This window comes from Nocardia barduliensis, from assembly GCF_013315795.1.
GTDB lineage: Bacteria > Actinomycetota > Actinomycetes > Mycobacteriales > Mycobacteriaceae > Nocardia > Nocardia barduliensis.
Window position 1 is genome coordinate 1 of sequence record NZ_JABLTE010000024.1, and the last position, 21,344, is coordinate 21,344.

Consider the following 21,344-nt stretch of genomic DNA (forward strand, 5'->3'; position numbering starts at 1 on the left):
GCTCTCGGGGTCGGGGGCTGGGGTCGTCACGTATCTACCGTAAGCGACACCCAGCCCCGGCCCGCACAACCGCCGCCCATCACACGAGCGACTCCCGCCATGCCGCGTGCAGGTCGGCGAACCGGCCGGTTCCCGCGATCAGGGCTTCCGGGGCGCCGTCCTCGACGACCCGGCCGGACTCGAGCACCAGCACCCGGTCCGCGATCGCCACCGTGGACAAGCGGTGCGCGATGATCACCGCCGTGCGGCCGCGCAGCACGGTCTCCAGCGCCCGCTGCACGAGCCGCTCGCTGGGAATATCCAGGCTGGAGGTGGCCTCGTCCAGGACGATCACAGCGGGATCGGCCAGGAACACCCGCGCGAACGCGACCAGCTGCCGCTGGCCCGCCGAGAGCCTGCCACCGCGCTTGCGCACGTCGGTGGCGAAGCCCTCGGGCAGCGCTCGCACGAAGTCGTACAGACCGACGGCGCGCGCCGCGGCGAAGACCTCGTCGTCGGTGGCCTCCGGCCTGCCCAACCGGATGTTGTCGGCCACCGAACCGGAGAACAGGTAGGACTCCTGGGTGACCATGACCACGTTGCGGCGCAGATCGGCGTCGGACAGGTCGCGCAGATCGACGCCGTCCAGGGTGACCACGCCGCCGGAGGGGTCGTAGAACCGCGTCAGCAGCTTCGCCAGCGTCGACTTGCCCGCACCGGTCGCGCCCACCAGCGCGATCACCTGCCCCGCCGGGATGTCCAGGGTGAATTCCGGCAGCACCGGCCGGGTCCGGCGATCGGGCTCACCGGAGGCTCCCGCGTCGCTGGACGGCGCTGGCTGGGCATCCTGCGAGGTCCGATCACCCGCCGAATTCCCAGCGGACCGACCCGCCCCACCGGCAGGCGCATCGCCGACGGAGGCACCGGAAACGGAATCGGCCGTGGACGCCGTGCCGTAGCCGAACCACACCCGCTCCATCCGCACCGCGCCGGACGCCTTCTCCAGCGCCACCGGCCGGGCGGGCTCGGGCACCGACGGCTCCTCCTCGAGCACGCCCGAGATCTTCTCCAGCGCCGCCGCTGCGGACTGATAGGCGTTGAACACCTGCGCCAGTTGGTCCAGCGGCCCGTAGAACTCGTTGAGATACAGCAGGTAGGCCGCGAGCACGCCGACCGCGAGATCGCCTTCGATCACCCGCCAGGCTCCGACCACGATGATGACCAACGTGGTCAGGTTGCCGAGCAGTTTGGTCAGGCCCGCGTAGTCACCCATGCCGCGCATGGCCGCGGTGGTCGCGTGCCGGTATTCGGCGTCCTCGGTCGCGAGCACCGACTCGTTGCGCTGCTCACGGCGGAACGCCTGCACCGCCCGCATGCCGCCCATCGACTCGACGAACTGCACGACCACCTTGGCGATCGCGGCGCGCGTGCGGCGGTAGCCCGCCCGCTGCCTGCGCTGCGCCCAGCGGGTGACCACCACCAGCGGGACGAATCCGGCCAGCACGATCGCGGCCAGGGCCTGGTCGAGGTAGATCAGCAGCGCCGCGATGGTGAGCACCGACAGGATCGCGCTCAGCGCCTGGTTGAGCGCGCTTTCCAGCAGTTCCTGCAGCGTCTCGATATCGCCGGTGAGCCGCGCGACCACCTTGCCCGAGGTGTACTTCTCGTGGAAGGCGACGCTGAGCCGCTGCACATGCGTGAACGCGCGCACCCGCAGGTCGAACAGCACGCTCTGACTGAGCCTGCCGGACACCCGGAGGAAGGAGAACGTGCAGACCACACCGAGCAGGACCGAGCCGAGGTAACCGGCCACGCTCCAGGTCAACGGCGCCCAGTTTCCCTCGACGCCGCGTGCGATGCCGGTGTCCAGCGCGTGCGCGACGAACAGCGGCGCCGACACCATCGCGATGTTGTCCAGCACGATGAGCACCAGTGCGAGCGCTGCGAGCTTGCGGTACGGCTTGACCAGGTCGAGCAGCAGCCGCCGGGAACGTCCGGCCAGCACCAGGTTGCCGGTCTCGGTGACCGCTTTGTCCTCGCCCGCGATGCCGCGCCAGTCCGCCGCCCCTTCCGCACGTGTCGCGACAGTCTCCGGCGCATCGTCGTCCGAGACGGTGGTCGGGGTACTCATCGCTACTCACCTCCCATCAGTTCGCGGTAGCTACGGCTGGTACGCAGCAGTTGATCGTGGGTTCCCTCGGCGACGATCCGGCCGTCGGCCAGCACCGCCACCCGGTCGGCCAGCGCGGCCGTGGACGGACGATGCGCGACGAGCAGCGTCGTCGCGTCGGCCAGCACGGTGCGCAGGCGAGCCTGCACCCGCTCCTCGGTCTCCACGTCCAGCGCGGACAGCGGATCGTCGAGCACCATGATCTGGCCGCGCATTCCCCCACCCGCGCCGGTGAGCACCGCACGAGCCAGCGCGAGACGTTGCCGCTGACCGCCGGACAGGCTCAGGCCCTGCTCGCCGATCCTGGTGTCCAACCCCCAGGGCAGGTCGTCCACGAACTCGGTGGCCTGCGCGACCTCCAGCGCCCGGCGCACATCGGCGTCCGTGGCGGCCGGATCGCCGAGCGCGACGTTCTCCCGCACGCTCGCGGAGAACAGCACCGGGTCCTCGAACGCGGTCGACACCAGCGAGCGCAGATCGGCGACCCGCATTGCCGCGATGTCGATACCGTCGATGGTGATCGCGCCGCCGGTCACGTCGTACAGCCGCGGGATCAGGTTCAGCAGCGCCGTCTTGCCGCTGCCCGTTGCCCCGACCAGCGCGACCGTCTCGCCGGGCCGCACGCGCAGCGACACATCCCGCAGCACTTCATCTTCGGCGTCGGGGAAGGCGAAATGCACACCCTTCAAACGCAATTCGCCCCGCACATGCTCCGGCAAATCCACTGGCTCGGCCGGATCGGTGATGTCGATGGGCGTGTCGATGATCTCCCAGTACCGATCGGCCGCGGTGCGCGCGTCGTTCAGTTCGGCGAGCAGGAAGCCGGTCCAGATGATCGGCCACTGCAGGAAGGTCGCCAGCGTGATGCCCGCGATCAAGGTGCCGAGCGTCATCGTGCCGTGTGCCACGGCGTATCCGCCGTAGCCGAGCGCGAACGCGATGGCCAGTTGCGGCAGGCTCACCATGCTCGACCACAGCGTGGCGTCCAAGCGCGCTTTCAGCAGTTCGGTCTGCCGCAGCTCGTGCGCCTGCGCGGTGAAACGGCGGCCGAAGAACACGCCGCGCCCGAACGCTTTGAGCACCCGCACGCCCTGCGCCGATTCCTCGGCCGTGGTGGCCAGGTCGCCGGACTGGTCCTGCGAACGCCGGGAGGCCACCGCGTACCGGCGCTCGAAGCGAATGCAGACGATCACCAGCGGGATCGAGACGATCGCGAAGATCAGGCCGATCGGCGGGTTCAGCCCGATCAACACGAGCAGGCCGACCGGGATGATCACCATGTGGATGAGCAGGAACGGCCCCGCGAAGGAGACGAACCGGCGCATGGTGGCCAGGTCGTCGATCGCCCGCGACAGCAGCTGCCCCGACTCCCACGCGTCGTGCCTGCCGATCGACAGCGCCTGTAATTTGCGAAAGATCTTGGCGCGCAGCGTTATCTCGAAGCGAGTGGCGGGCGCGGCGATCAGCCAGCGGCGTCCCCACACCCCACCGGCCTCCAGCAGGCCGAGCGCCAGGACCACGGCCACCGGCCCCAGCACGCCCGCGAAATCCCGGTGGGCGATCGGGCCGTCGATGATCCGCGCGATCATCAGCGGGATCACGATCGCCGTCAGCCCGGCGAGCAACGCGAGTCCGCTGGCGGCGAGCAGGATGCCGACATGCGGACGCAGATAGGGCCAGAATCGGCGCAAGGAATGCAATCGACCCGTGGCGGCGGGCCGTTCCGCTCTGTCGGCCTCCGGTTCGGCCGACGAAACGTCCAGTGCGACAGACAAAACTCCCCCTCGAGGTACGTGACTGGCGGCGGAGAGCGAGACCTCCGGCGATGTTCGCACCGGGGTCCGACATTCCAGGGTCGCACCGCAGCGTGCGTCGACCAACCGATTTTCCGGCGGTGCGAACGCATCCGTGCTGGACAGCGCGCTCGGCGCGGTGACGGGTTCGACACTCACGCACCCAGCCAACAACCTGAAGCGACCTCGAGGTCAAGCCACGCGGATCAGAACCCCGCTACCTCGACCACGGCGGTGACGCTCCCCGCGCCACCGAAGCTGCCCGGACCTGTGGCTCTAGCCGACCACCACGGTCTCGGACTCCCACTCCTGCGGCGCGTCCGGGAAGTCCTGCTGCTGGTGGCCGCCGCGCAGCGTGCCCTCCAGATAGGCCGCACGGCACGCCCGGCGGGCGATCTTGCCGCTGGACGTGCGCGGAATCGAACCCGCGGGCACGAGCAGCACGTCGCGGACCATGACGCCGTGGCGCCGCGCGATCGCGGCGCGCACCGTGTCGGCCACCGACTCCGACTCGAGCTTCCCGGCGCCGGTATTGCGCTCGGCGACGATCACCAACTGCTCGGAGGTGTCCTCGGCGTCGAACGTCAGGCCCGAGTGGCTGCCCTGTTCGAAGACGAGCGCGGGCAGTTCGTTGGCCGGCACCGAGAACGCCGCGACGAAGCCGGGGCGCAGCGCCGTGCTGGATTCCTGGGCGGAGAACTCGAGATCCTGCGGATAGTGATTGCGACCGTCGACGATGACCAAGTCCTTGACCCGTCCGGTGATGTACAGCTCCCCGTCGAGATACGCGCCGAAATCGCCGGTGCGCATCCAATTGGCGTCCTGCCGCGTGCCTTCCGCGTGACTGCCCTCGGGCAGGCGTGCGGCCAATTCGGCGCGGAAGGTGGCCTCGGTCTCCTCGGGACGGCCCCAGTAACCGATGCCCATGTTCTCGCCGTGCAGCCAGATCTCGCCGACTTCGCCGTCGCCCCGCTCCGTGCCGTGTTCCGGGTCGACGATCACCGCCCACTGCGACCGCGCGACGTACCCGCAGGACACCTGCGCGATGGCGTTGTCGGCGTCCGCGGCGACCTCGACCATCCGCCCGGCGTTCAACTCGGTCCGGTCGACGTAGACGACCTTCGCCTTGTCCTCCGCCCGGGTGGCGGAGACGAACACCGTCGCCTCGGCCATGCCGTAGCAGGGCTTGATCGCCGTCTCCGGCAAGCCGTACGGCGCGAACGCCTCGTTGAACTTCTTCATCGACGACACCGAGACCGGTTCGCTGCCGTTGATCAGCCCGATCACGTTGGAGAGATCCAATTGCTCCCCCGGCTTGGGCTTGCCCCGCGCCGCCGCGTGCTCGAACGCGAAGTTCGGTGCGGCGGCGAACGTCCCGGCGCCGTCCGAGGCGGCGGCCAGTTCCTTGATCCAGCGGTAGGGGCGGCGTACGAACGCGCTCGGCGACATGATGGTGATGAACCCGCCGCCGACGGTCGGCAGGATCACGCAGAGCAGGCCCATGTCGTGGAACAGCGGCAACCAGGTGACCCCGCGGGAATGCTCGGTGACGCCGATCGCGTCGATCATCTGCAGCAGATTCGTGCCCACCGCGCGGTGGGTGATCGCCACGCCGGTGGGGGTCCGGGTGGACCCCGAGGTGTATTGCAGGTAGGCGACGCTGTCGATGTTGATGTCCGGGCGCGTCCAGGAGGCGCCGACGCTGTCCGGGATCGCCTCCACCGCGATGATCCGCGGACGCCGCGGCGGCGGCAGGTGGCGGAAGAATTTCCGCACGCCACCGGCCGCGGAGCCCACCGTGAGGATCACGGCGGGGGCGCAGTCGCCCAGCACCGCGTGCAGACGGTCGGTGTGGCCGTGCTCCTCCGGATCGAACAGCGGAACCGCGATACTGCCCGCGTACACCGCGGCGAACAGCGAAACGACGTAGTCGAGCCCTTGCGGAGCGAGGATCGCCACCCGATCGCCCGGCCGGGTGACCTGTTGCAGCCGGGCCGCCACCGCCCGCAGGCGCACACCGAACTGCCGCCAGGTGAGTTCGTGGTATTCACCGTCCCGTTCCCGGGAATAGTCGATGAAACGGTAGGCGAGGTCGTCGCCGTTCTCCACGCTGTGCTTGTCGACGAAGTCGATCAGGGTCTTGTCCCCGCGGATCTCGATATTGCCCTGATCATCCAGATAGTCGTCGAAAGTTTCGTCGATCATCGCCTTATCCTTTTCCAGCGCACAGACACTCGGGCCGTGCAATGACACCGAACACAGGTCGATAACGAAGCGTCGGGAAGGCTAGCAGGTGTCCCGGCCACCTGGCGGTCAGTAGCGGCCGAAGGCGAGCGCCACATTGTGCCCGCCGAATCCGAAAGAGTTGTTCAGGGCGTAATCGATACGGCCGGGCCGGGAACCACCGCGTACCACGTCCAAATCGATCTCGGGATCCAGCTTGTCCAAATTCAGCGTGGGCGGCACGATCTCGTCCCGCACGGTGAGCACGGTGAGCACCGATTCGAGCGCGCCGACCGCGCCGATGGAATGGCCGAGGGCCGATTTGGGCGCGTAGACCGACGGGTGGTCGCCCACCGCTCGGCGGATCGCGCGCGCCTCCGCCGTGTCGCCGATCGGAGTGGCGGTCGCGTGCGCGTTGACGTGCGTGACATCGTCCTCGGCCAGCCCGGCCGTCCGCATCGCCCGCGTCATCGCGCGCGCGGCGCCGGTGCCATCGGGGTCCGGGGCGACAAGGTGGAAACCGTCGGAGGTGATGCCCGCGCCCATCAGCCGGGCGTGGATGGTCGCCCCGCGCGCCTTGGCGTGCTCCTCGGTCTCCAGCACCATCAGCGCGCCCGCCTCACCGAAGACGAAGCCGTCGCGGTCGGCGTCGAACGGGCGCGAGGCGCACTTCGGCGCGTCGTTGCGGGTGCTCATGGCACGCATCATGGTGAACGCCGCGATCGCCAAGGCCTGGATGGAACCCTCCACGCCGCCGGTGACCACCACGTCGGCGTCGCCCATGACGATCATCCGCCACGCGTTGGCGATCGCCTCCGCACCGGAGGAGCAGGCCGACACCGGCGTGGTCACCCCGGCTCGCGCGCCGAGTTCCACCGCGACGCAGGCCGCGGCGCCGTTCGGCATCACGGCCTGGACGGTGTACGGCGAGACCTTGCGGTAGCCCCCGTTGTGCAGCTTGTCCCGGGCGTGGATCATCGCCTCGGCACCGCCGAGCCCCGTGCCGACGGACACCCCCAGACGGTGCTTGTCCACCTCGGGGCTGCCTGCGTTGCGCCAGACCTCACGCCCGAGCACGAGGGCCAGTTGCTCCACATAGGAGAGCCTGCGAGCCTCCGCCACGTCCAGGTAAGTGGTGGGCGGAACCTTGAGATGCCCGCCGATGCGGACCGGCAGCTCGAATTCCGCGATGAAATCGTCTTCCAGGACGTCGATGCCGCTGTCGCCGTTGAGCAGGCCCTTCCACGTGGAATCCACGTCACCCGCGATGGACGTGGTCGCCGCGAGGCTGGTCACCACCACAGAGGGGAACTGTCCGTTTTTCGTGGAAGGCATCTGCATGTTTCGCTCACTTTCCCTAGCGTCGCTCTGGAAACTTCGTCGAGCAAAAGCAATGCGCGAGCGCCACAGGATCGTGGGCGGCCCGCACGGATGGCACTGGAGCGCAGGCGGAACGGCCGGTCATCACGTCCGTGTGCGACCACCCTTGTGCATTATCGGAAACGCGCACCGATCGCACTGCGTGACACGCGGACGGTACCAGGTGCCGGAGACGATGGTCGCCTACTTGGGGGATCACCCCGGACGACTCGAGTAACCTGCTCCCCGGGCACGGGACGCGCGGGCGGCGTCCGGTGTGGACGCGAGAAAGGGAAGGTCGTTGACGGGCGCGCGGATGGTCGGGCTGTTCGCCGGGATCGGCGGACTCGAGCTCGGCCTCGGCAGGCACGGCTGGCACACCGAACTGCTGTGCGAGATCGAGCCCGGCGCCCAAGGCGTGCTCGCCGCCCGTTTCCCGGACGTACCCCTGCATGCCGACATCACCCGGCTGCGCGCGATCCCCGCGGGCACCGAGCTGGTCGCGGCCGGATTCCCGTGCCAGGACCTCTCCCAGGCCGGGCGCACCGCGGGCATCACCGGCACGCGCTCGGGTCTGGTCGACGAGGTGTTCCGGCTGGTGCGCCGCAAGCGCGGCCCACGCTGGCTGCTGATCGAGAACGTGCCGTTCATGCTGCAACTGGGCCGCGGCGCGGCCATGCGGCACATCACCGGCGCGCTCGAGGAACTCGGCTACACCTGGGCCTACCGGGTGGTGGACGCCCGCGCTTTCGGCTTGCCGCAGCGCAGGCAGCGAGTGCTGATGCTGGCTTCCCGCACCGAGGACCCGCGCGCGGTGCTGTTCGGCGAGGACGCCGGTCCGCGCACGATCGGCGATCCCGAGGTCGATCCGTGCGGCTTCTACTGGACCGAAGGGGTGCGCGGGCTGGGCTGGGCGGTGAACGCGGTGCCGACGCTGAAGGGCGGCTCCGCGCTCGGCATCGCCAGCCCGCCCGCGGTGCGGCTGCCGTCCGGGGAGATCGTCACGCCGGGCATCGCCGACGCCGAACGCCTGCAGGGCTTCGACGCGGGCTGGACGGTGCCCGCGACCGAGGTGCCCGGCGTGCGGAAGGGCCACCGCTGGAAGCTGGTCGGCAACGCGGTGAGCGTGCGGATGGCGGCCTGGGTGGGGTCGCGGCTGGCCGCCCCGCTCGATCCGATACCCGGCGATCAACCCCTGCCTCCGGGCACGCCGTGGCCGGTCGCCGCGTGGGGGCACGGCGGTGTGGCCTATCGGGTGCCGGTGTCCACCTGGCCGGTGCACGAGCCGTACGAGGACCTCGCCCACTTCCTCGCCGAGGCACAGTTGCTCTCCGCCCGCGCCACGGCCGGATTCCTGCGCCGCACCACCATGGGCAGCCTGCGTTTTCCGCCCGGTTTCCTCGCCGACGTGGAAAGCCATCTGGACCGGATGGGCGGCTGGGCGGCATGAACCGGCGGCCCACCACCGACGCGGTGACCAGCGCGCGGATGGCGCGCCAGCGGCGCACCGGAACCGATCCCGAACTCGCCCTGCGCCGGGAGCTGCACCGCCGCGGTCTGCGGTATTTCGTCGACCGCGCACCGATCCGCGGGCAGCGCAGGCGCGCCGACCTGGTGTTCCCGCGGCGGCGGGTCGCGGTCTACGTGGACGGCTGTTTCTGGCATCGCTGCCCGCAGCACGCCACCGATCCGAAGAACAACGCCGAGTGGTGGGCCGCCAAACTGGCAGGCAACGTCGCCCGCGATCGAGCCACCGACGCGGCGCTGATCGCGGCGGGATGGCACGTGATCCGCGTCTGGGAGCACGAGGACCCCCTCAGCGCGGCCGACCGCGTCCAAGCGGTGCTGTCAGCGGTGTCGCACCCGCACGAGTGAACGAGGGGCGTGCGCGGCCAGGTAGCCGGACATCACCATCACCGTCATGACCGCGATTCCAGCGGCGGCAGTCGCGAATCCGAGCATGGGGACCTCCTCGAGTTGCAGCTGACGTCCAGCGTGCCGGGCGAAGCTGACAAGACCCTGTGTCCCGGATGGTAACGACATGTGCGGCCTGCCGCGGTCCGGCGCGCTCTAGCAACCAGCACAATGGGGACGTGACGGGTGGCGCGGAGATCGCCGTACGGCGCGTGCGGCCGACAATACTGCTGGTCGCCGCGGCGATCGCGCTCGCGGGGCTCTGCTATTCGTCCTGGGTTCTGCAATTCGCGCTGCCGATCGACATCGACCCGGTCGATACGTTCCTCAGCGAATTGGACGCGGAAGGAAAGCCATACCGGGAGGTGTTCGCCACGGCGGACCTGCTCGCCGGGGTGATGCTCATGCCCGCGGCACTCGCCGGGTGGTTGTCGTTTCCGCGGCGCAGGCTGACCACCGTCGGCTGGATCGCGCTGTTCTGCTTCGGCACGGCCACCATCTTCGACGTCCTGCTGCCGCTGCGTGACTGCGCTCCCGGCGAGAGTGGATGCGGCGGTCCGAGCGAACTGTTCCCGCAGTTGCGTCAGCCGCACGCGTTGACGAGCACACTGGCCGTCACTTCGATCGCGATCGCCGCGTTCGCGTTCAGCCTCGCTGCCTTCCGCTACCGGCACTGGCGGGTGCTGCGCGAATTCGGTGCGGTCGTTTTGCTGATCGGGTCGCTGGCGACGGTGTGGATGCTGGTCGCCGACAACCTGCCCGGCAACTACGCGTTGGGGATCGCCCAGCGTATCCAGGTGGGGGCGATGTCGCTGTGGTTGATCGCGCTGGCCGCGGCAGTGATCGCGGAGGGGCGGCAGCCGGCCGAGCAGGGCTGATTTCGGGGTCGGCCCAGCCAACGCCGACCGACCGAAGGCGGGGGGTTGGAACCCCAGCTGTCCGCCGAGTCGCCGTGCCGAGCGCCGTGCGATGCTGTCGCGCATGAGTGATCGCGTGAACATCTCCTCGGGTTCGGAGTTCGAAGACATCGTCGGCTACTCGCGGGCGGTCCGGCTCGGAAATGTCATCGCGGTCAGCGGGACGACCGCCTCCGCTCCCGGCGGCACGGCGGTCGGCGGCGACGACATCGGCGAGCAGACCAGGGAAACCCTGCGGCGCATCGCCTCCGCGCTCGAGGAAGCGGGCGCGAGCCTGGCCGACGTCGTGCGCACCCGCATCTTCGTCACCGATATCGCGCGCTGGCCCGAGGTCGCCGAGGCGCACGCGGAGGTGTTCGGCGCGATCCGTCCCGCGACGGCCATGTACGAGATCAAGGCGCTGATCACCCCCGCCCTGCTGGTCGAGATCGAAGCCGACGCGATGGTCGGCGGGTAGGCGAGATTCCCGAACCCGGCCCGTCGCGCGCGGCGAGCCGGGTTCTCGCTCGCTAGGGTCGAAACCGTGACCACCGCCGCCTCGCAGACCCCCGTGCAGCTCGACACCGTCGCCGAGGCGACCACCCGCCTGCTCGACACCATCCGCGGCCTCGACGAGCGCGCCGTCACCGAACCGTCCGCGCTGCCCGGCTGGACCCGCGGCCATGTCCTGGCCCATCTCGCCCGCAACGCCGACAGCCTGGTGAACCTGCTGCTGTGGGCACACACCGGCATCGAAATCCCCCAATACGCCAGTGCTTTCCTGCGTGACCACGACATCGAGGCGGGCGCGTCCCGTCCACTCCCCGAACACCTTGCCGACAACACGGCCGCCACCACGCGTTTCCTCGCCCTCGCCCGCTCACTCACCGGCGACGCCTGGCGAGCACAGGTCCGCACCCGGCAGGGCCGCCCGATTCCAGCGGCCGAAGTCCTCTGGATGCGCCTGCAAGAGGTGGAGATTCACCACGTCGACCTGGACGCGGGTTACCGTCCCGCCGACTGGCCCACGTCCTTTGTCGCCCGCATCCTCCCCCAGGCCACCGCCGACCTCACCCGCCTCACCGCGGATAGCCCGCTCGAGCCATTCACCCTCCGCGCCACGGACTCCGACTACACCGCCACCATCGGCACCGCCTCCCCCACCCACACCATCTCCGGCCCGGCCTCATCCCTCGCCGCTTGGCTACTCGGCCGCGACACCGGCTCCGACCTCACCGGCGACCTGCCGCCCCTTCCGGCCTGGAAGTAGCCCCCGGCGAGCGGCACACCGCCGCGGCATCGGCCGGACCGCTCCGGTCAACGCAAGGAAGACGCGCCTGACAGTTGCTCGGCGACCCTCGATCGTTAGCCGAGCATCAGCGTGAGCCACCTTCATGTCGGTTTCAGTACCAAATATGTCGTTTCCGACAGTATGCTCGGCCGCCCGAGGCAACTAGCGTGATGTTTGCGCCGCCAATGGGAAGTAGGACAAGGTCAATGGCAGACGAAGTGTTCGAGGTAGCGCCAGTTGCCCAAGTCATTGGTGGTCGCCGCGAAGCTACGGACGATCACTGGGGTACCGAGGCGATCATCCGTATCGATGATCGGCGGTTCACCGTGAAGTCGGTGCAAGGCTTGGAGGAGTTCAGCCATCTCGAGATCGTGTTCCGGTTCCGCCTGACCGACCCCACGGATCTGGGTTTCGGTGGTTCCCGTGCACGGGATAAGCCGACATGGCCGGAGATCGGCATCTTCGGCCATCGGGACATGCCGCGCATCAACTGGCTCGGGGTATCCCGCGCCCGACTGCTCCGAGTGGACGGCCTGGACCTCCACGTAGCTGACCTGGACGCGGTAGACGGCACACCCGTGTTGGACATCCAGCCCTGGTTTGCCCAGTGCGGTCCACGGGGAGACATCCGGCAAGCCCGGTGGTCCACCGAGACGCTGGACAACTATTCCTAAACCGCACGCGCATACGCGCACTCGTCGGGCAGGCGGGCTCATATCTTCGGGATCGGGTCCGCCTCCATGCCGAAGCCCTGCCTTCGTATAGAACAGGTGACGAGTCTGCGGACGCAGATACACCGTGTACGGGCCAGCTCTGTGCCGGATCAGCGCGCGTGTCGTTTCCGTGGCACGGCTGCGCCACAGGTCGATCACCGTGACGACGGGCACTACATGGACGTGATCGACGCCGTGCAGCGCGACGCGGTGACCGGGATGGACGCGCTGTTCGAGTGACATTGTCGTCAAATGGTGTCGTCACAGATGCGAGAAGGCCCCTCCGCTGATACCGGAGGGGCCTTCTACCTGCGTGCGCCCGAAGGGATTCGAACCCCTAACCTTCTGATCCGTAGTCAGATGCTCTATCCGTTGAGCTACGGGCGCAGGTGTTATTCAGTTGTACCGGTTTCCCGGGTGTGGCGGAGGCGAGAGGATTTGAACCTCCGGTCCCCGTGAAGGGACAACTCATTAGCAGTGAGTCCCATTCGGCCGCTCTGGCACGCCTCCTGGAGCCTTCTCTTCCGAGGGCACCGGTCCTTTCGAACCGCCGAGCCAAAAGGTTACAGGAGCTACCGTCCAGATCACAAAACGGCTGGTCAGCGCAGGTTACTGTCGAACCAGTCGAAGATTCTGGTCTGCGAATCGACGGTCTCGTCGCCGTCGTCCGCCTCGGAGGTGTCGGCGCGGTGGTGCAGGCCGGGGTAGGTGACGACCAGGCTGGCGACGGCGGCGCGAGCGGTCGCGTCGCGGAGTTCGTCCACCTGAGCGGGCGGGGTGGCCGGGTCGTCCACGCCGAACAGGCCGAGCCACGGAGCCTGCAGGTGCGGGGCGGCCCGCACCAGGGCGTCGGCCTGGTCGGTGAGCGGCTCGGTGATGCCGGGCGACGCGACGCTGACCGCGGCGCCTATCGGACGGTTGGTCGCGACCAGGAACGCGGCGGTGCCCGCCGTGTCGAACCCGAGCACGCCGATGGTGTCGGGGAACACCCCGCGCCGGGTGAGCCAGTCGAAGCAGGCGTCGAAATCTTCGAACAGTTCGTCGCCGAAGACTCCACCGCCCGGTTGGCGGCCGCCCCGATGGAACAGTTTGGGCGCGACAACCGTCCAGCCCTCGCCTGCCAGCGCGTCCATCAGGTCGCGTAACGCGCCGGTGAACTCGCCGGACTCGTGCAGCAGCACGATTCCGCCGCGGGCGTTTCCCTCTGGCTCCACCACCGTGATGGGCACCTGCCCACCGCTGGCCGGCCGCTCGTCTTCCTGCTCGCTACCCCGCAGCGGGGCCATATCGTCGTAGGTGCCCGACATGAAACCAGCGTAGGGCGAGTTGCTGATCTTCGGTAGAAATTGCACGTGAGGGCCTATAGCCCAGAGAATTTCCGGTACGCCGCCTGGCCCCTGCGCGGCGCCGATTAGGGTTGGAGTGTGACAGCGCAGATCCGGCCGGACCTCGAATCGATCCCGGCGTACACCCCCGGCCGCAGCAATCCCGGCGCGGTCAAGCTGGCCAGCAACGAGACGACCGTCCCTCCGCTGCCCGCGGCGGCCAAAGCCATCGCCGAGGCGGCCGAGCTGGCCCACCGGTATCCGGACAACCAGGTCACCGGGCTGCGGACGGCGCTGGCCGAGTTCCTCGGGGTCGGCTTCGAGCATGTCGCGGTGGGCTGCGGCAGTGTCGCGCTGTGCCAGGAGCTGGTGCAGATCACCTGCGCGTCCCCGTCCGACGAGGTGCTGTTCGCCTGGCGCTCGTTCGAGGCGTACCCGATCGTCACCAAGGTTGGCAACGCCACGGCCGTGCAGGTACCGCTCACGGCGGGTCAGGTGCACGATCTGGACGCGCTGGCCGCCGCCGTCACCGAGCGGACCAAGTTGATCTTCGTCTGCAATCCGAACAACCCGACCGGCACCGCTGTCGGCAAGGCCGAGCTGGTCCGGTTCCTGGACGCGGTGCCATCCCACGTGCTGGTGGTGCTGGACGAGGCGTACTACGAATACGTGCGGCTGGCCGATCACCCCGATGGCGTCGAGATCGGCCGCACCAGGCCCAATGTGGTTGTGCTGCGCACCTTCTCCAAGGCATACGGCCTGGCCGGGCTGCGGGTGGGCTACGCGGTGGGCGACCCGGCCGTGATCACGGCGCTGCTGAAGGTGCACATCCCGTTCAGCGTGAACCGGCTCGCGCAGGCGGCGGCGATCGCGTCGCTGGAGGCCCGCCACGAATTGCTGGACCGCACCGACCTCCTGGTCACCGAACGCGAACGGGTGCGCGACGCGCTGGTCGCCGCCGGGTACGCGGTGCCGCCGAGCGAGGCGAACTTCGTCTGGCTGCCGCTGGGCGCGCGCAGCGCCGAGTTCGGCGAGGCCAGCGCGTCCGCCGGGGTGCTGGTGCGGCCGTACGGGACCGACGGGGTGCGCGTCACCATAGGCGACCCGCACGAGAACGACCTGTTCCTGAGCTTCGCCGGTGCGCCGGAGGTGCTCGCGCGTTTCCTCGGTTAGCGGACGCCGATCGCGGGCGCGATCGTGGGCCAGGACAGGGCCAGCTCGTCTTCCCAGTACGGCCAGGAGTGCGTGCCGGTGGCCCGGAAGTGCGCGGTGACCGGGATGCCGAGGGACCGCAACCGGTCGGTGAGCCGCCGGGTGCAGGCATTGGTCGCGGCCTCCAGCGGGCCGCCGAACGTGATGGCGCTGGGCAGGTCGACGTTCGGGGTCCCTGGCACGTCGTGCACGCCGGGCAGGCCACTGCCGACCGACAGGTAGATCGTCTTGCCCCGCAACGCGTCCGCGTGCAGGGTGACGTCGTGCGCAAGCCAGGCGGGATCGTCCTGCTTGCCGAACATGTTGTCCGGCTCGCCCATGTAGGTGGCCACCACGGCCCGCGCCTGCGCCTGGCCGATGTCGGTGCCCATCGAGAAGCAGCCGCTGTGCGCCGCGATCGCCTTGTAGAGGGACGGCTGGCGGAACGCCAGCATCATCGCGGCCTCCGCGCCCATCGAGACGCCCATGACCGCGTTGGTGCCGTTGCCGTCGAACCGGGCGTCGATCAGCGGGGGCAGTTCCTTGGTCAGGAACGTCTCCCACTTGTTGGTGCCGAGCACCGGGTCGGGCTGCTGCCAGTCGGTGTAGAAACTGGCCGGACCGCCGACGGTGAGCACCACGTTGACGTCCTTGTCCGCGTAGAAGCGGTCGGCGTGCCCGAGTTCGGTCCAGTTGTTGCTGTCGGGGCTGGCGCTGCGTCCGTCGAGCATGTAGACGGTCGGACGCGGGTGCGACTGGTCGCGCGGCAGCAGTACCTGTACCTCGACCACCCGGCTCATCGCGGGCGAGGCGACGAAGACCCGCAGCCACCGATCGTTGATCGGTTCGACGCGCTCGATCCGCGGGGTGGAGGGTTGCTTACTGGTCGGCTCGGCCGGACCGGGGCCGTCCGAGGACCCGGTGTTCACGGGCGGAGGCTTGCCAGGCGCCGCAATGACTTGAGGGGCGCCGAACCCCACCGCACCGGAAACAAGTGCGGCGCTTATCAGGGCGTTGGAAACCCAACGCCGCACGCCCCGCCGAGACAGCATGCGACCCATCCTGCCAGAGCCACCGAGGGCGGGTGGCAGGCCATTGCCATGTCGATGCCGGTGCGCGGCGCTCACCGTGCGGCCAATCCGTCCTGCCAGCGCCGCTCCACTCCGGCGAACCGCCACACCGCGATGGCGACCGCCCAGGTGAGCACGAACAGTCCCACGATGATGTAACCGAGATCACCCAGATCGAGATTGCCGATCCAGGCGACGATGCCGGATTCGACTTCGAGCTTCTCGGCGAAGATCGAGACGATCTCCTGCCCGCCGATCAGCAGCGCCACCGCGACCGACAGGCCGGTGATCACCAGGTTGTAGTAGATCTTGCGCACCGGCGCGGCGAAGGCCCAGTCGTAGGCGAAGCTCATGAACGAACCGTCCAGCGAGTCGAACAGCGCCATGCCCGCCGAGAACAGCACGGGCAGAACCAGGATCGAATACCAGGGCAGCCCGGTCGCCGCCGCGCCGCCCGCGATCACCAGCAGTCCGACCTCGGTGACGGTGTCGAAACCGAGCCCGAACAGCACACCGACCAGGTACATGTGCCTCGGCCTGCGCACCAGGCCGAGCACCGGCCGCAGCACCCGGTTGAGCAGGCCCCGGCTGTCCAGCTGCCGTTCCAGCTGCGCCTCGTCGTACTCGCCACGGCGCATCTCCCGGAACACCCGCCAGATGCCCACCAGCGACGCCAGATTGAGCAGGCCGATCAGGATCAGGAACGTGCCCGACACACTGGTGCCCCACAGGCCCGTCCAGCGTTGCAGGGCCGAATTCTCGTCCTCCAGGTCGGACGCCAGCGCCCGCACGCCGAACGCGAGCAATGCCACGAGCACGACGACCACGCTGGAGTGGCCGAGCGCGAACCAGAAACCGACAGTCTGGACTTTCCGCTTCCCGTTCTCCGCAACCAGCTTCCGCGTGGTGTTGTCGATCGCGGCGATATGGTCGGCGTCGAACGCGTGCCGCATGCCGAGCGTGTACGCCGTCACCCCGAGACCGACACCGAAGACGGCGCCCTCGATCACATACTGCCCCGGCACGACGAACAGCAAGAGCGTGCCCCAGCCGAGGATATGAAGTGCTACTACGGTGGCCGCCATACCGATGACACTGCGCACGAGCGAACCCCTCCACCCTCGAAAAGCAAATCATGTCAACGATACTCGACAGGGCCGATTCCGCTCTCCGCCTTCGGGCGATCCAGCAAATCCAGCAAATCATGGCACACCGTCAGCACACCCGCCGTACGCTGGGCGTCGGTCCATTTCCGGGTATCGAGCCAGGACGGGCATGATCGCGTATACATCGCACTGGAGCCGAGGTCACCCGGCCGTTCTCGGGCACACCGAGCGGACCGGCCGCTCGGTTCGCAGTCGCGACAGTCCATCGAGACTTCGTTTATTTGTCGGACAGAGGCTATTTCGTGGCATCTGTCCCGGCCGCCTTCGTGGGCTACCCGCCACACAGCCGGTGCCCGCTGCGCTCGCGCGCTGATTCTCTGCTCGACCAACTGTTTCAGCACCGCACCTATGCCCGACCGGAGAAAACCGTGAATCCAGTGTCACCAGTCTCCTCGATCGAGAACGAATCGAATCCGCAGCCTTTCCCGCCCGATCTGCCACGCCGGATGCGGGAGTGCGACGAGTTCTTCCGGCTGCCCGAACTGGGGCACCTGAATCCCCAGCGCAGGCGCAGCGCGCTGGAACAGCTCGAGCAGACCGGCGCCTATCCGCAGACCGCCGAGGAGATCCTGATCGGAGCCAAGCTCGCCTGGCGCAATCACGCCCGATGCGTGGGTCGCAAGCATTGGCGCTCCCTGAAATTGCTCGACGCCCGGCGCGTGCGCACGGCGCGTGAGCTGGCCGAGGTCTGCTGGCAGCATCTGCACATGGCCACCAACGGCGGCGCCATCCAGTCGATGATCACCGTCGGCCCGCCGCGGCAACCGGACGGTCGCGAGTTCCGCATCGTCAGCCCGCAGATCATCCGCTACGCGGGCTACCGCAACGGGGACGGCACGGTCACCGGTGACGCCGCGAATGTCGAGCTCACCGAATTCGCGACGCGGCTCGGTTGGCGCGGCGCCGGAACGCCTTTCGACATCCTCCCACTGTTGATCAGCACGCCGGACGAGCCGATTCGCTGGTTCGACATCCCGCCCGAACTCGCGCGCGAGGTGGAACTCGAGCACCCCGAGTTCGAGTGGTTCGCCGGACTGGGTCTGCGCTGGCACGCGCTGCCCGCGGTGTCCGACATGAACCTCGAGATCGGCGGCATGACATATCCGTTCGCACCGTTCAACGGCTGGTACCTGGGGGCGGAGATCGGTGCGCGCAACCTCAGCGACACCAACCGCTACAATATGCTCCCGCTGATCGCGGAGATGATGTGCCTGGACACCAGGTCCGAGCGCAGCCTGTGGCGGGATCAGGCCCTGGTCGAGCTCAACCGCGCGGTGCTGCACAGCTTCCGGAAGGCGGGCGTGTACATCGTCGACCACCACACCGTGGCCAAGCAGTTCTGCGATCACGTCAAGCGCGAGGAAGCCGCCGGCCGCGCCTGCCCCACCGACTGGTCCTGGATCAACCCGCCCATTTCCTCCGGGCTGACCCCTACCTTCCACCGCTACTACGACCCGCCCGACCTGGACATCCGGCCGAACTTCGTCCGCAGGGACTTCGGGGCGAACGCGACACTGTGACCGCCCCGCGCGGGGCGCGGGAGACAGTAGGGCTTTCGGAAACCGCCTGCCGAGCGCAGGCGGTTTCGGAAAAGCGACCGACTATGTGCGCTGCCAGTGCCAGCCTTCTCGATCGTTGTAGGTGCACACCCAGCCTTGCCCGCTGTATCCGGGGCCATCGTAGGACTTCCAGTTCGCAGTTTCCTTGGTGCACGCGATGTGCGTGGGATATGCGTTGGCGCTCGGTGCCGCTAGCGCCGACGACCCGGTGACGACCGCCGCGGCGGCAAGAATGAATGGGACCTTCTTACGAAGGGTGGTCATGAATCCTCCCCAGAATATGCGAGTTACTCGGTCATCAGGCACCTGCCACAACAGCCGGTTCGACTGCTCGGCGAAAGACCGGAATTTCCCGGAATCCGTCGCCCCACCGCAACTGCCTGAAACCGTTTCCATTACTCATCGACCGATGCGCAACCGCGCAATACATGGCCGATCACAAAGACACTTGCCGTCATCCCCCTTTCCCCGTCGACCATCTTAGGGACGGAGGCGCGAAAGAGCCAGCCGCTCCACCGCTTTCACCACGGGGAAGCTCCGTGTCACAGCCCTGGGCCACACGACTGCCCTGGACCGTCTCCGCGCGGTGTCCGTCCCAGGCTCGCCACCTGCCACGACGACAAACCGACCACCTGGGGAGCAAGCCCCGAGTCGAGCGAACCACCTGCGGCCGACGTTCGGCCGATGCGGACGCAAATCGGAACCGATATCAGAAACCGCAGGTCGGCACCTGGCTTCGGGCTCACCCGCGGTCTTCGGATGCGGAGACGGAGGGATTTGAACCCCCGGTCGCTCTCGCGACGCTCGCTTTCAAGGCGAGTGCATTCGGCCGCTCTGCCACGTCTCCAGAGACCTGATCGTAGCGGACTCCTCAGCGGGAGCGCTTACCGATTTCCTCGTCGACGCGACCGAAGACCTCGCCGATCACCTCGAGCTGGGCCGGAGCCAGCAGGTCGATGAAGTGGCGGCGGACAGCTTCGACGTGGCCGGGAGCCGCGGCTTCCAGGCGGCGCATGCCCTCCTCGGTGAGTTCGGCGAGCACACCGCGCCCGTCCTCCAGGCAGGTGTTGCGCCGGACCATCCGCTGGGCCTCCAAGCGCCGGATCTGATGGGTCAGCTTGCTGCGCGAGGACAGCACGCCGTCGGCCAGCTCGCTCATCCGCAGCGAGCGGTCGGGAGCCTCGGAGAGCAGCACCAGGATCCGGTACTCGGCGACGGTCAGGTCGCTGTCGCGCTGCAATTGACGATTCAACGCCGTCATCAGGCGCTGGTGACCGTCCATATAGGCGCGCCAGGCGCGCTGCTGTGCCGGGGTGAGCCAGCGGGGCTCGGCCAGGACGCGACCGCTCGGTTCGGGATGCACGAGGCCATTCTAAGCGCGGCGAACTGCGGAAATGAGCGGGTATCGCAGGTCAGCGCACCGTGGACAACAGCGCGCGACTCACCGCGGCCGGGTTCGCGCAGCCGGACAGGCCGAGCGCGGAGTCGAAATCCGCGAGCAGCACGCGCAGCGCGTGCCGAGCGCCCGCCGCGCCCGCGAGGCCGAGGCCGTAGGCCCACGGTCGCCCGTAGAGCACCGCCTTCGCGCCCAGCGCCAGTGCGACGAGCACATCCGAACCGGTGCGCACACCGGAGTCGAACAGCACGTCGGCCCGGTCGCCGATGGTGGCGACCACCGCGGGCAGCGCGTCGAGCGCCGCGATGGAACCGTCCACCTGGCGGCCGCCGTGATTGCTCACCACGACCGCGTCGGCGCCGGCATCCACCACCTGGCGCGCGTCGTCGGGATGCAGGATGCCCTTCACCGCGATCGGCAGATCGGTCCACTCGCGCAAACGTGCGAGGTCGGTGGGCCGCAGCGTGTGGTTGCCGAACAGTCCGACCCAGGTGAGGATGGCCGTGCGCATCGCGTCCTCGCTCTCCTCCGGCGCCGCGGGCAGCTTGGCCCGGAACACCGGATCGGACAGGTAGTTGGCGATGCCCTTGCCGTGCAGGAACGGCAGGTGCGCCTGCTCCAGGTCGCGCGGCCGCCACCCGAGGGTCGGGGTGTCGACGGTGACCACGATCGCCGAGGCACCGGCCCGCTCGGCGCGCCGGACGAAGGAGCAGGCCAGCTCGTCGTCCGCGGGCCAGTACAGCTGGTACCACCACGCGCCTGCCGCCGCGCCGACGTCCTCGATGGTCGAGGAGGCCGCGGTGGACAGCACCGTGCCGATACCCAGCTCCTTGGTCACCTCGGCCACGATCACCTCGCCGCCCTCGTGCAGCAGTTCGAGCACCCCGATCGGCGCGGTGAGCACGGGCGCGGCCAGCTTCGTGCCGAGTACCTCCACCGACAGATCGCGGGCGCCGGGCCCGGTGGAGCCGCGCAGCATCCGCGGCAGGAGACGGTAGCGCTCGAAGGCCGACCGGTTGGCGGCGGCGGTGCGCTCCGCGGACGCACTGCCCGCGACGTAGGCGAAGGCGGCCGGATCCAGCCGCTCCTGCGCCAGCGACGCCAAACCCGCGGCGGTCATGGGCAATTCGGGCCGCACGCCACCCAGTCCGCCCAGATAGATCTCGTTCTGAAAATCGATGAAGCCGCCGCTCACCACCGGAACGGTAGTCCGTGCCGCCGGTCACCGCAGGCGGCTTGCCGGATTGCCCGGCGCGGCCGCGGCCCGGAGGGCGACTCGAGGGGGGCAGCGCGCAGCCG

At 68.8% G+C, this 21,344-nt stretch carries 19 protein-coding genes and 3 tRNA genes; 9 read left to right on the plus strand and 13 right to left on the minus strand.

What is annotated here, in order from left to right:
• Window positions 1-79: 79 nt before the first annotated feature.
• The 4 genes from HOV91_RS12880 to HOV91_RS12895 all read right to left on the minus strand — a co-directional run bounded on the left by HOV91_RS12880 (window position 80) and on the right by HOV91_RS12895 (window position 7,506).
• Window positions 80-2,110 carry an ABC transporter ATP-binding protein gene (locus HOV91_RS12880; RefSeq protein ID WP_174185615.1) on the minus strand — a complete coding sequence of 677 codons (2,031 nt, stop codon included), beginning with the start codon at window positions 2,108-2,110 and terminating at the stop codon, window positions 80-82.
• 2 nt (window positions 2,111-2,112) lie between these two features.
• The gene (locus tag HOV91_RS12885) at window positions 2,113-3,924 is read right to left on the minus strand and encodes an ABC transporter ATP-binding protein (RefSeq protein ID WP_174185616.1); all 1,812 of its coding nucleotides are present in this window, start codon (window positions 3,922-3,924) and stop codon (window positions 2,113-2,115) included.
• 294 nt (window positions 3,925-4,218) lie between these two features.
• Window positions 4,219-6,147, minus strand: coding sequence for a long-chain-fatty-acid--AMP ligase FadD32 (gene fadD32 / locus HOV91_RS12890; protein ID WP_174185617.1), 1,929 nt, complete (start codon window positions 6,145-6,147; stop codon window positions 4,219-4,221).
• A 108-nt stretch (window positions 6,148-6,255) separates the two neighbouring features.
• On the minus strand, window positions 6,256-7,506 hold the full coding sequence (locus HOV91_RS12895; RefSeq protein ID WP_174185618.1) for a KasA/KasB family beta-ketoacyl-ACP synthase: 1,251 nt from the start codon (window positions 7,504-7,506) through the stop codon (window positions 6,256-6,258).
• A gap of 334 nt (window positions 7,507-7,840) precedes the next feature.
• Here HOV91_RS12895 and HOV91_RS12900 point away from each other — a divergent pair, with 334 nt between their 5' ends.
• From HOV91_RS12900 to HOV91_RS12930, 7 genes are all read left to right on the plus strand, one after another.
• Window positions 7,841-8,974 carry a DNA cytosine methyltransferase gene (locus HOV91_RS12900; protein ID WP_174185663.1) on the plus strand — a complete coding sequence of 378 codons (1,134 nt, stop codon included), beginning with the start codon at window positions 7,841-7,843 and terminating at the stop codon, window positions 8,972-8,974.
• Window positions 8,971-9,399, plus strand: coding sequence for a very short patch repair endonuclease (locus HOV91_RS12905; protein WP_174185619.1), 429 nt, complete (start codon window positions 8,971-8,973; stop codon window positions 9,397-9,399). Before HOV91_RS12900 ends, HOV91_RS12905 begins: the two co-directional genes overlap by 4 nt.
• Window positions 9,400-9,617: 218 nt before the next feature.
• Window positions 9,618-10,316, plus strand: coding sequence for a DUF998 domain-containing protein (locus HOV91_RS12910; RefSeq protein WP_312884581.1), 699 nt, complete (start codon window positions 9,618-9,620; stop codon window positions 10,314-10,316).
• Window positions 10,317-10,419: 103 nt separating this feature from the next.
• Complete coding sequence (locus HOV91_RS12915; RefSeq protein ID WP_174185621.1) at window positions 10,420-10,812, plus strand: RidA family protein; 393 nt, start codon at window positions 10,420-10,422, stop codon at window positions 10,810-10,812.
• 66 nt (window positions 10,813-10,878) lie between these two features.
• Window positions 10,879-11,604, plus strand: coding sequence for a maleylpyruvate isomerase family mycothiol-dependent enzyme (locus HOV91_RS12920; protein WP_174185622.1), 726 nt, complete (start codon window positions 10,879-10,881; stop codon window positions 11,602-11,604).
• 227 nt (window positions 11,605-11,831) lie between these two features.
• Window positions 11,832-12,299 carry a TrmO family methyltransferase domain-containing protein gene (locus tag HOV91_RS12925; protein ID WP_174185623.1) on the plus strand — a complete coding sequence of 156 codons (468 nt, stop codon included), beginning with the start codon at window positions 11,832-11,834 and terminating at the stop codon, window positions 12,297-12,299.
• A 141-nt stretch (window positions 12,300-12,440) separates the two neighbouring features.
• The gene (locus HOV91_RS12930; RefSeq protein WP_174185624.1) at window positions 12,441-12,578 is read left to right on the plus strand and encodes a hypothetical protein; all 138 of its coding nucleotides are present in this window, start codon (window positions 12,441-12,443) and stop codon (window positions 12,576-12,578) included.
• A gap of 74 nt (window positions 12,579-12,652) precedes the next feature.
• Here HOV91_RS12930 and HOV91_RS12935 read toward each other — a convergent pair.
• The 3 genes from HOV91_RS12935 to HOV91_RS12945 form a co-directional block, all read right to left on the minus strand.
• A tRNA-Arg gene (locus tag HOV91_RS12935) sits at window positions 12,653-12,725 on the minus strand.
• A 33-nt stretch (window positions 12,726-12,758) separates the two neighbouring features.
• Window positions 12,759-12,848 (minus strand) — tRNA-Ser (locus HOV91_RS12940).
• A gap of 89 nt (window positions 12,849-12,937) precedes the next feature.
• Window positions 12,938-13,645: a dienelactone hydrolase family protein gene (locus HOV91_RS12945; RefSeq protein ID WP_174185625.1), complete on the minus strand. Its 708-nt coding sequence runs from the start codon at window positions 13,643-13,645 to the stop codon at window positions 12,938-12,940.
• A gap of 117 nt (window positions 13,646-13,762) precedes the next feature.
• On the opposite strand from HOV91_RS12945, the gene hisC reads away from it, so the two are divergent.
• Window positions 13,763-14,836, plus strand: coding sequence for a histidinol-phosphate transaminase (hisC, locus tag HOV91_RS12950; RefSeq protein WP_174185626.1), 1,074 nt, complete (start codon window positions 13,763-13,765; stop codon window positions 14,834-14,836).
• Here the strand turns inward: hisC and HOV91_RS12955 are convergent.
• Both HOV91_RS12955 and nicT read right to left on the minus strand, forming a co-directional pair.
• The gene (locus HOV91_RS12955) at window positions 14,833-15,783 is read right to left on the minus strand and encodes an alpha/beta hydrolase (RefSeq protein ID WP_312884582.1); all 951 of its coding nucleotides are present in this window, start codon (window positions 15,781-15,783) and stop codon (window positions 14,833-14,835) included. The genes hisC and HOV91_RS12955 overlap by 4 nt on opposite strands.
• A 194-nt stretch (window positions 15,784-15,977) precedes the next feature.
• On the minus strand, window positions 15,978-17,027 hold the full coding sequence (gene nicT / locus HOV91_RS12960) for a Nickel transporter NicT (protein ID WP_498072311.1): 1,050 nt from the start codon (window positions 17,025-17,027) through the stop codon (window positions 15,978-15,980).
• Between the two features lie 509 nt (window positions 17,028-17,536).
• Here nicT and HOV91_RS12965 point away from each other — a divergent pair.
• Entirely contained in the window at window positions 17,537-18,610 is a 1,074-nt protein-coding gene (locus tag HOV91_RS12965; protein ID WP_174185665.1) for a nitric oxide synthase oxygenase, read from the plus strand.
• A gap of 81 nt (window positions 18,611-18,691) precedes the next feature.
• On the opposite strand, the gene HOV91_RS12970 is transcribed toward HOV91_RS12965, so the two are convergent.
• The 4 genes from HOV91_RS12970 to HOV91_RS12985 all read right to left on the minus strand — a co-directional run bounded on the left by HOV91_RS12970 (window position 18,692) and on the right by HOV91_RS12985 (window position 21,240).
• Complete coding sequence (locus HOV91_RS12970) at window positions 18,692-18,913, minus strand: hypothetical protein (protein ID WP_174185628.1); 222 nt, start codon at window positions 18,911-18,913, stop codon at window positions 18,692-18,694.
• Between the two features lie 498 nt (window positions 18,914-19,411).
• Window positions 19,412-19,496: transfer RNA gene (locus HOV91_RS12975), tRNA-Ser, on the minus strand.
• Between the two features lie 24 nt (window positions 19,497-19,520).
• Window positions 19,521-19,931: a MarR family winged helix-turn-helix transcriptional regulator gene (locus HOV91_RS12980; protein ID WP_174185666.1), complete on the minus strand. Its 411-nt coding sequence runs from the start codon at window positions 19,929-19,931 to the stop codon at window positions 19,521-19,523.
• A 130-nt stretch (window positions 19,932-20,061) separates the two neighbouring features.
• Entirely contained in the window at window positions 20,062-21,240 is a 1,179-nt protein-coding gene (locus HOV91_RS12985; protein WP_174185629.1) for an alpha-hydroxy-acid oxidizing protein, read from the minus strand.
• Between the last annotated feature and the right edge of the window lie 104 nt (window positions 21,241-21,344).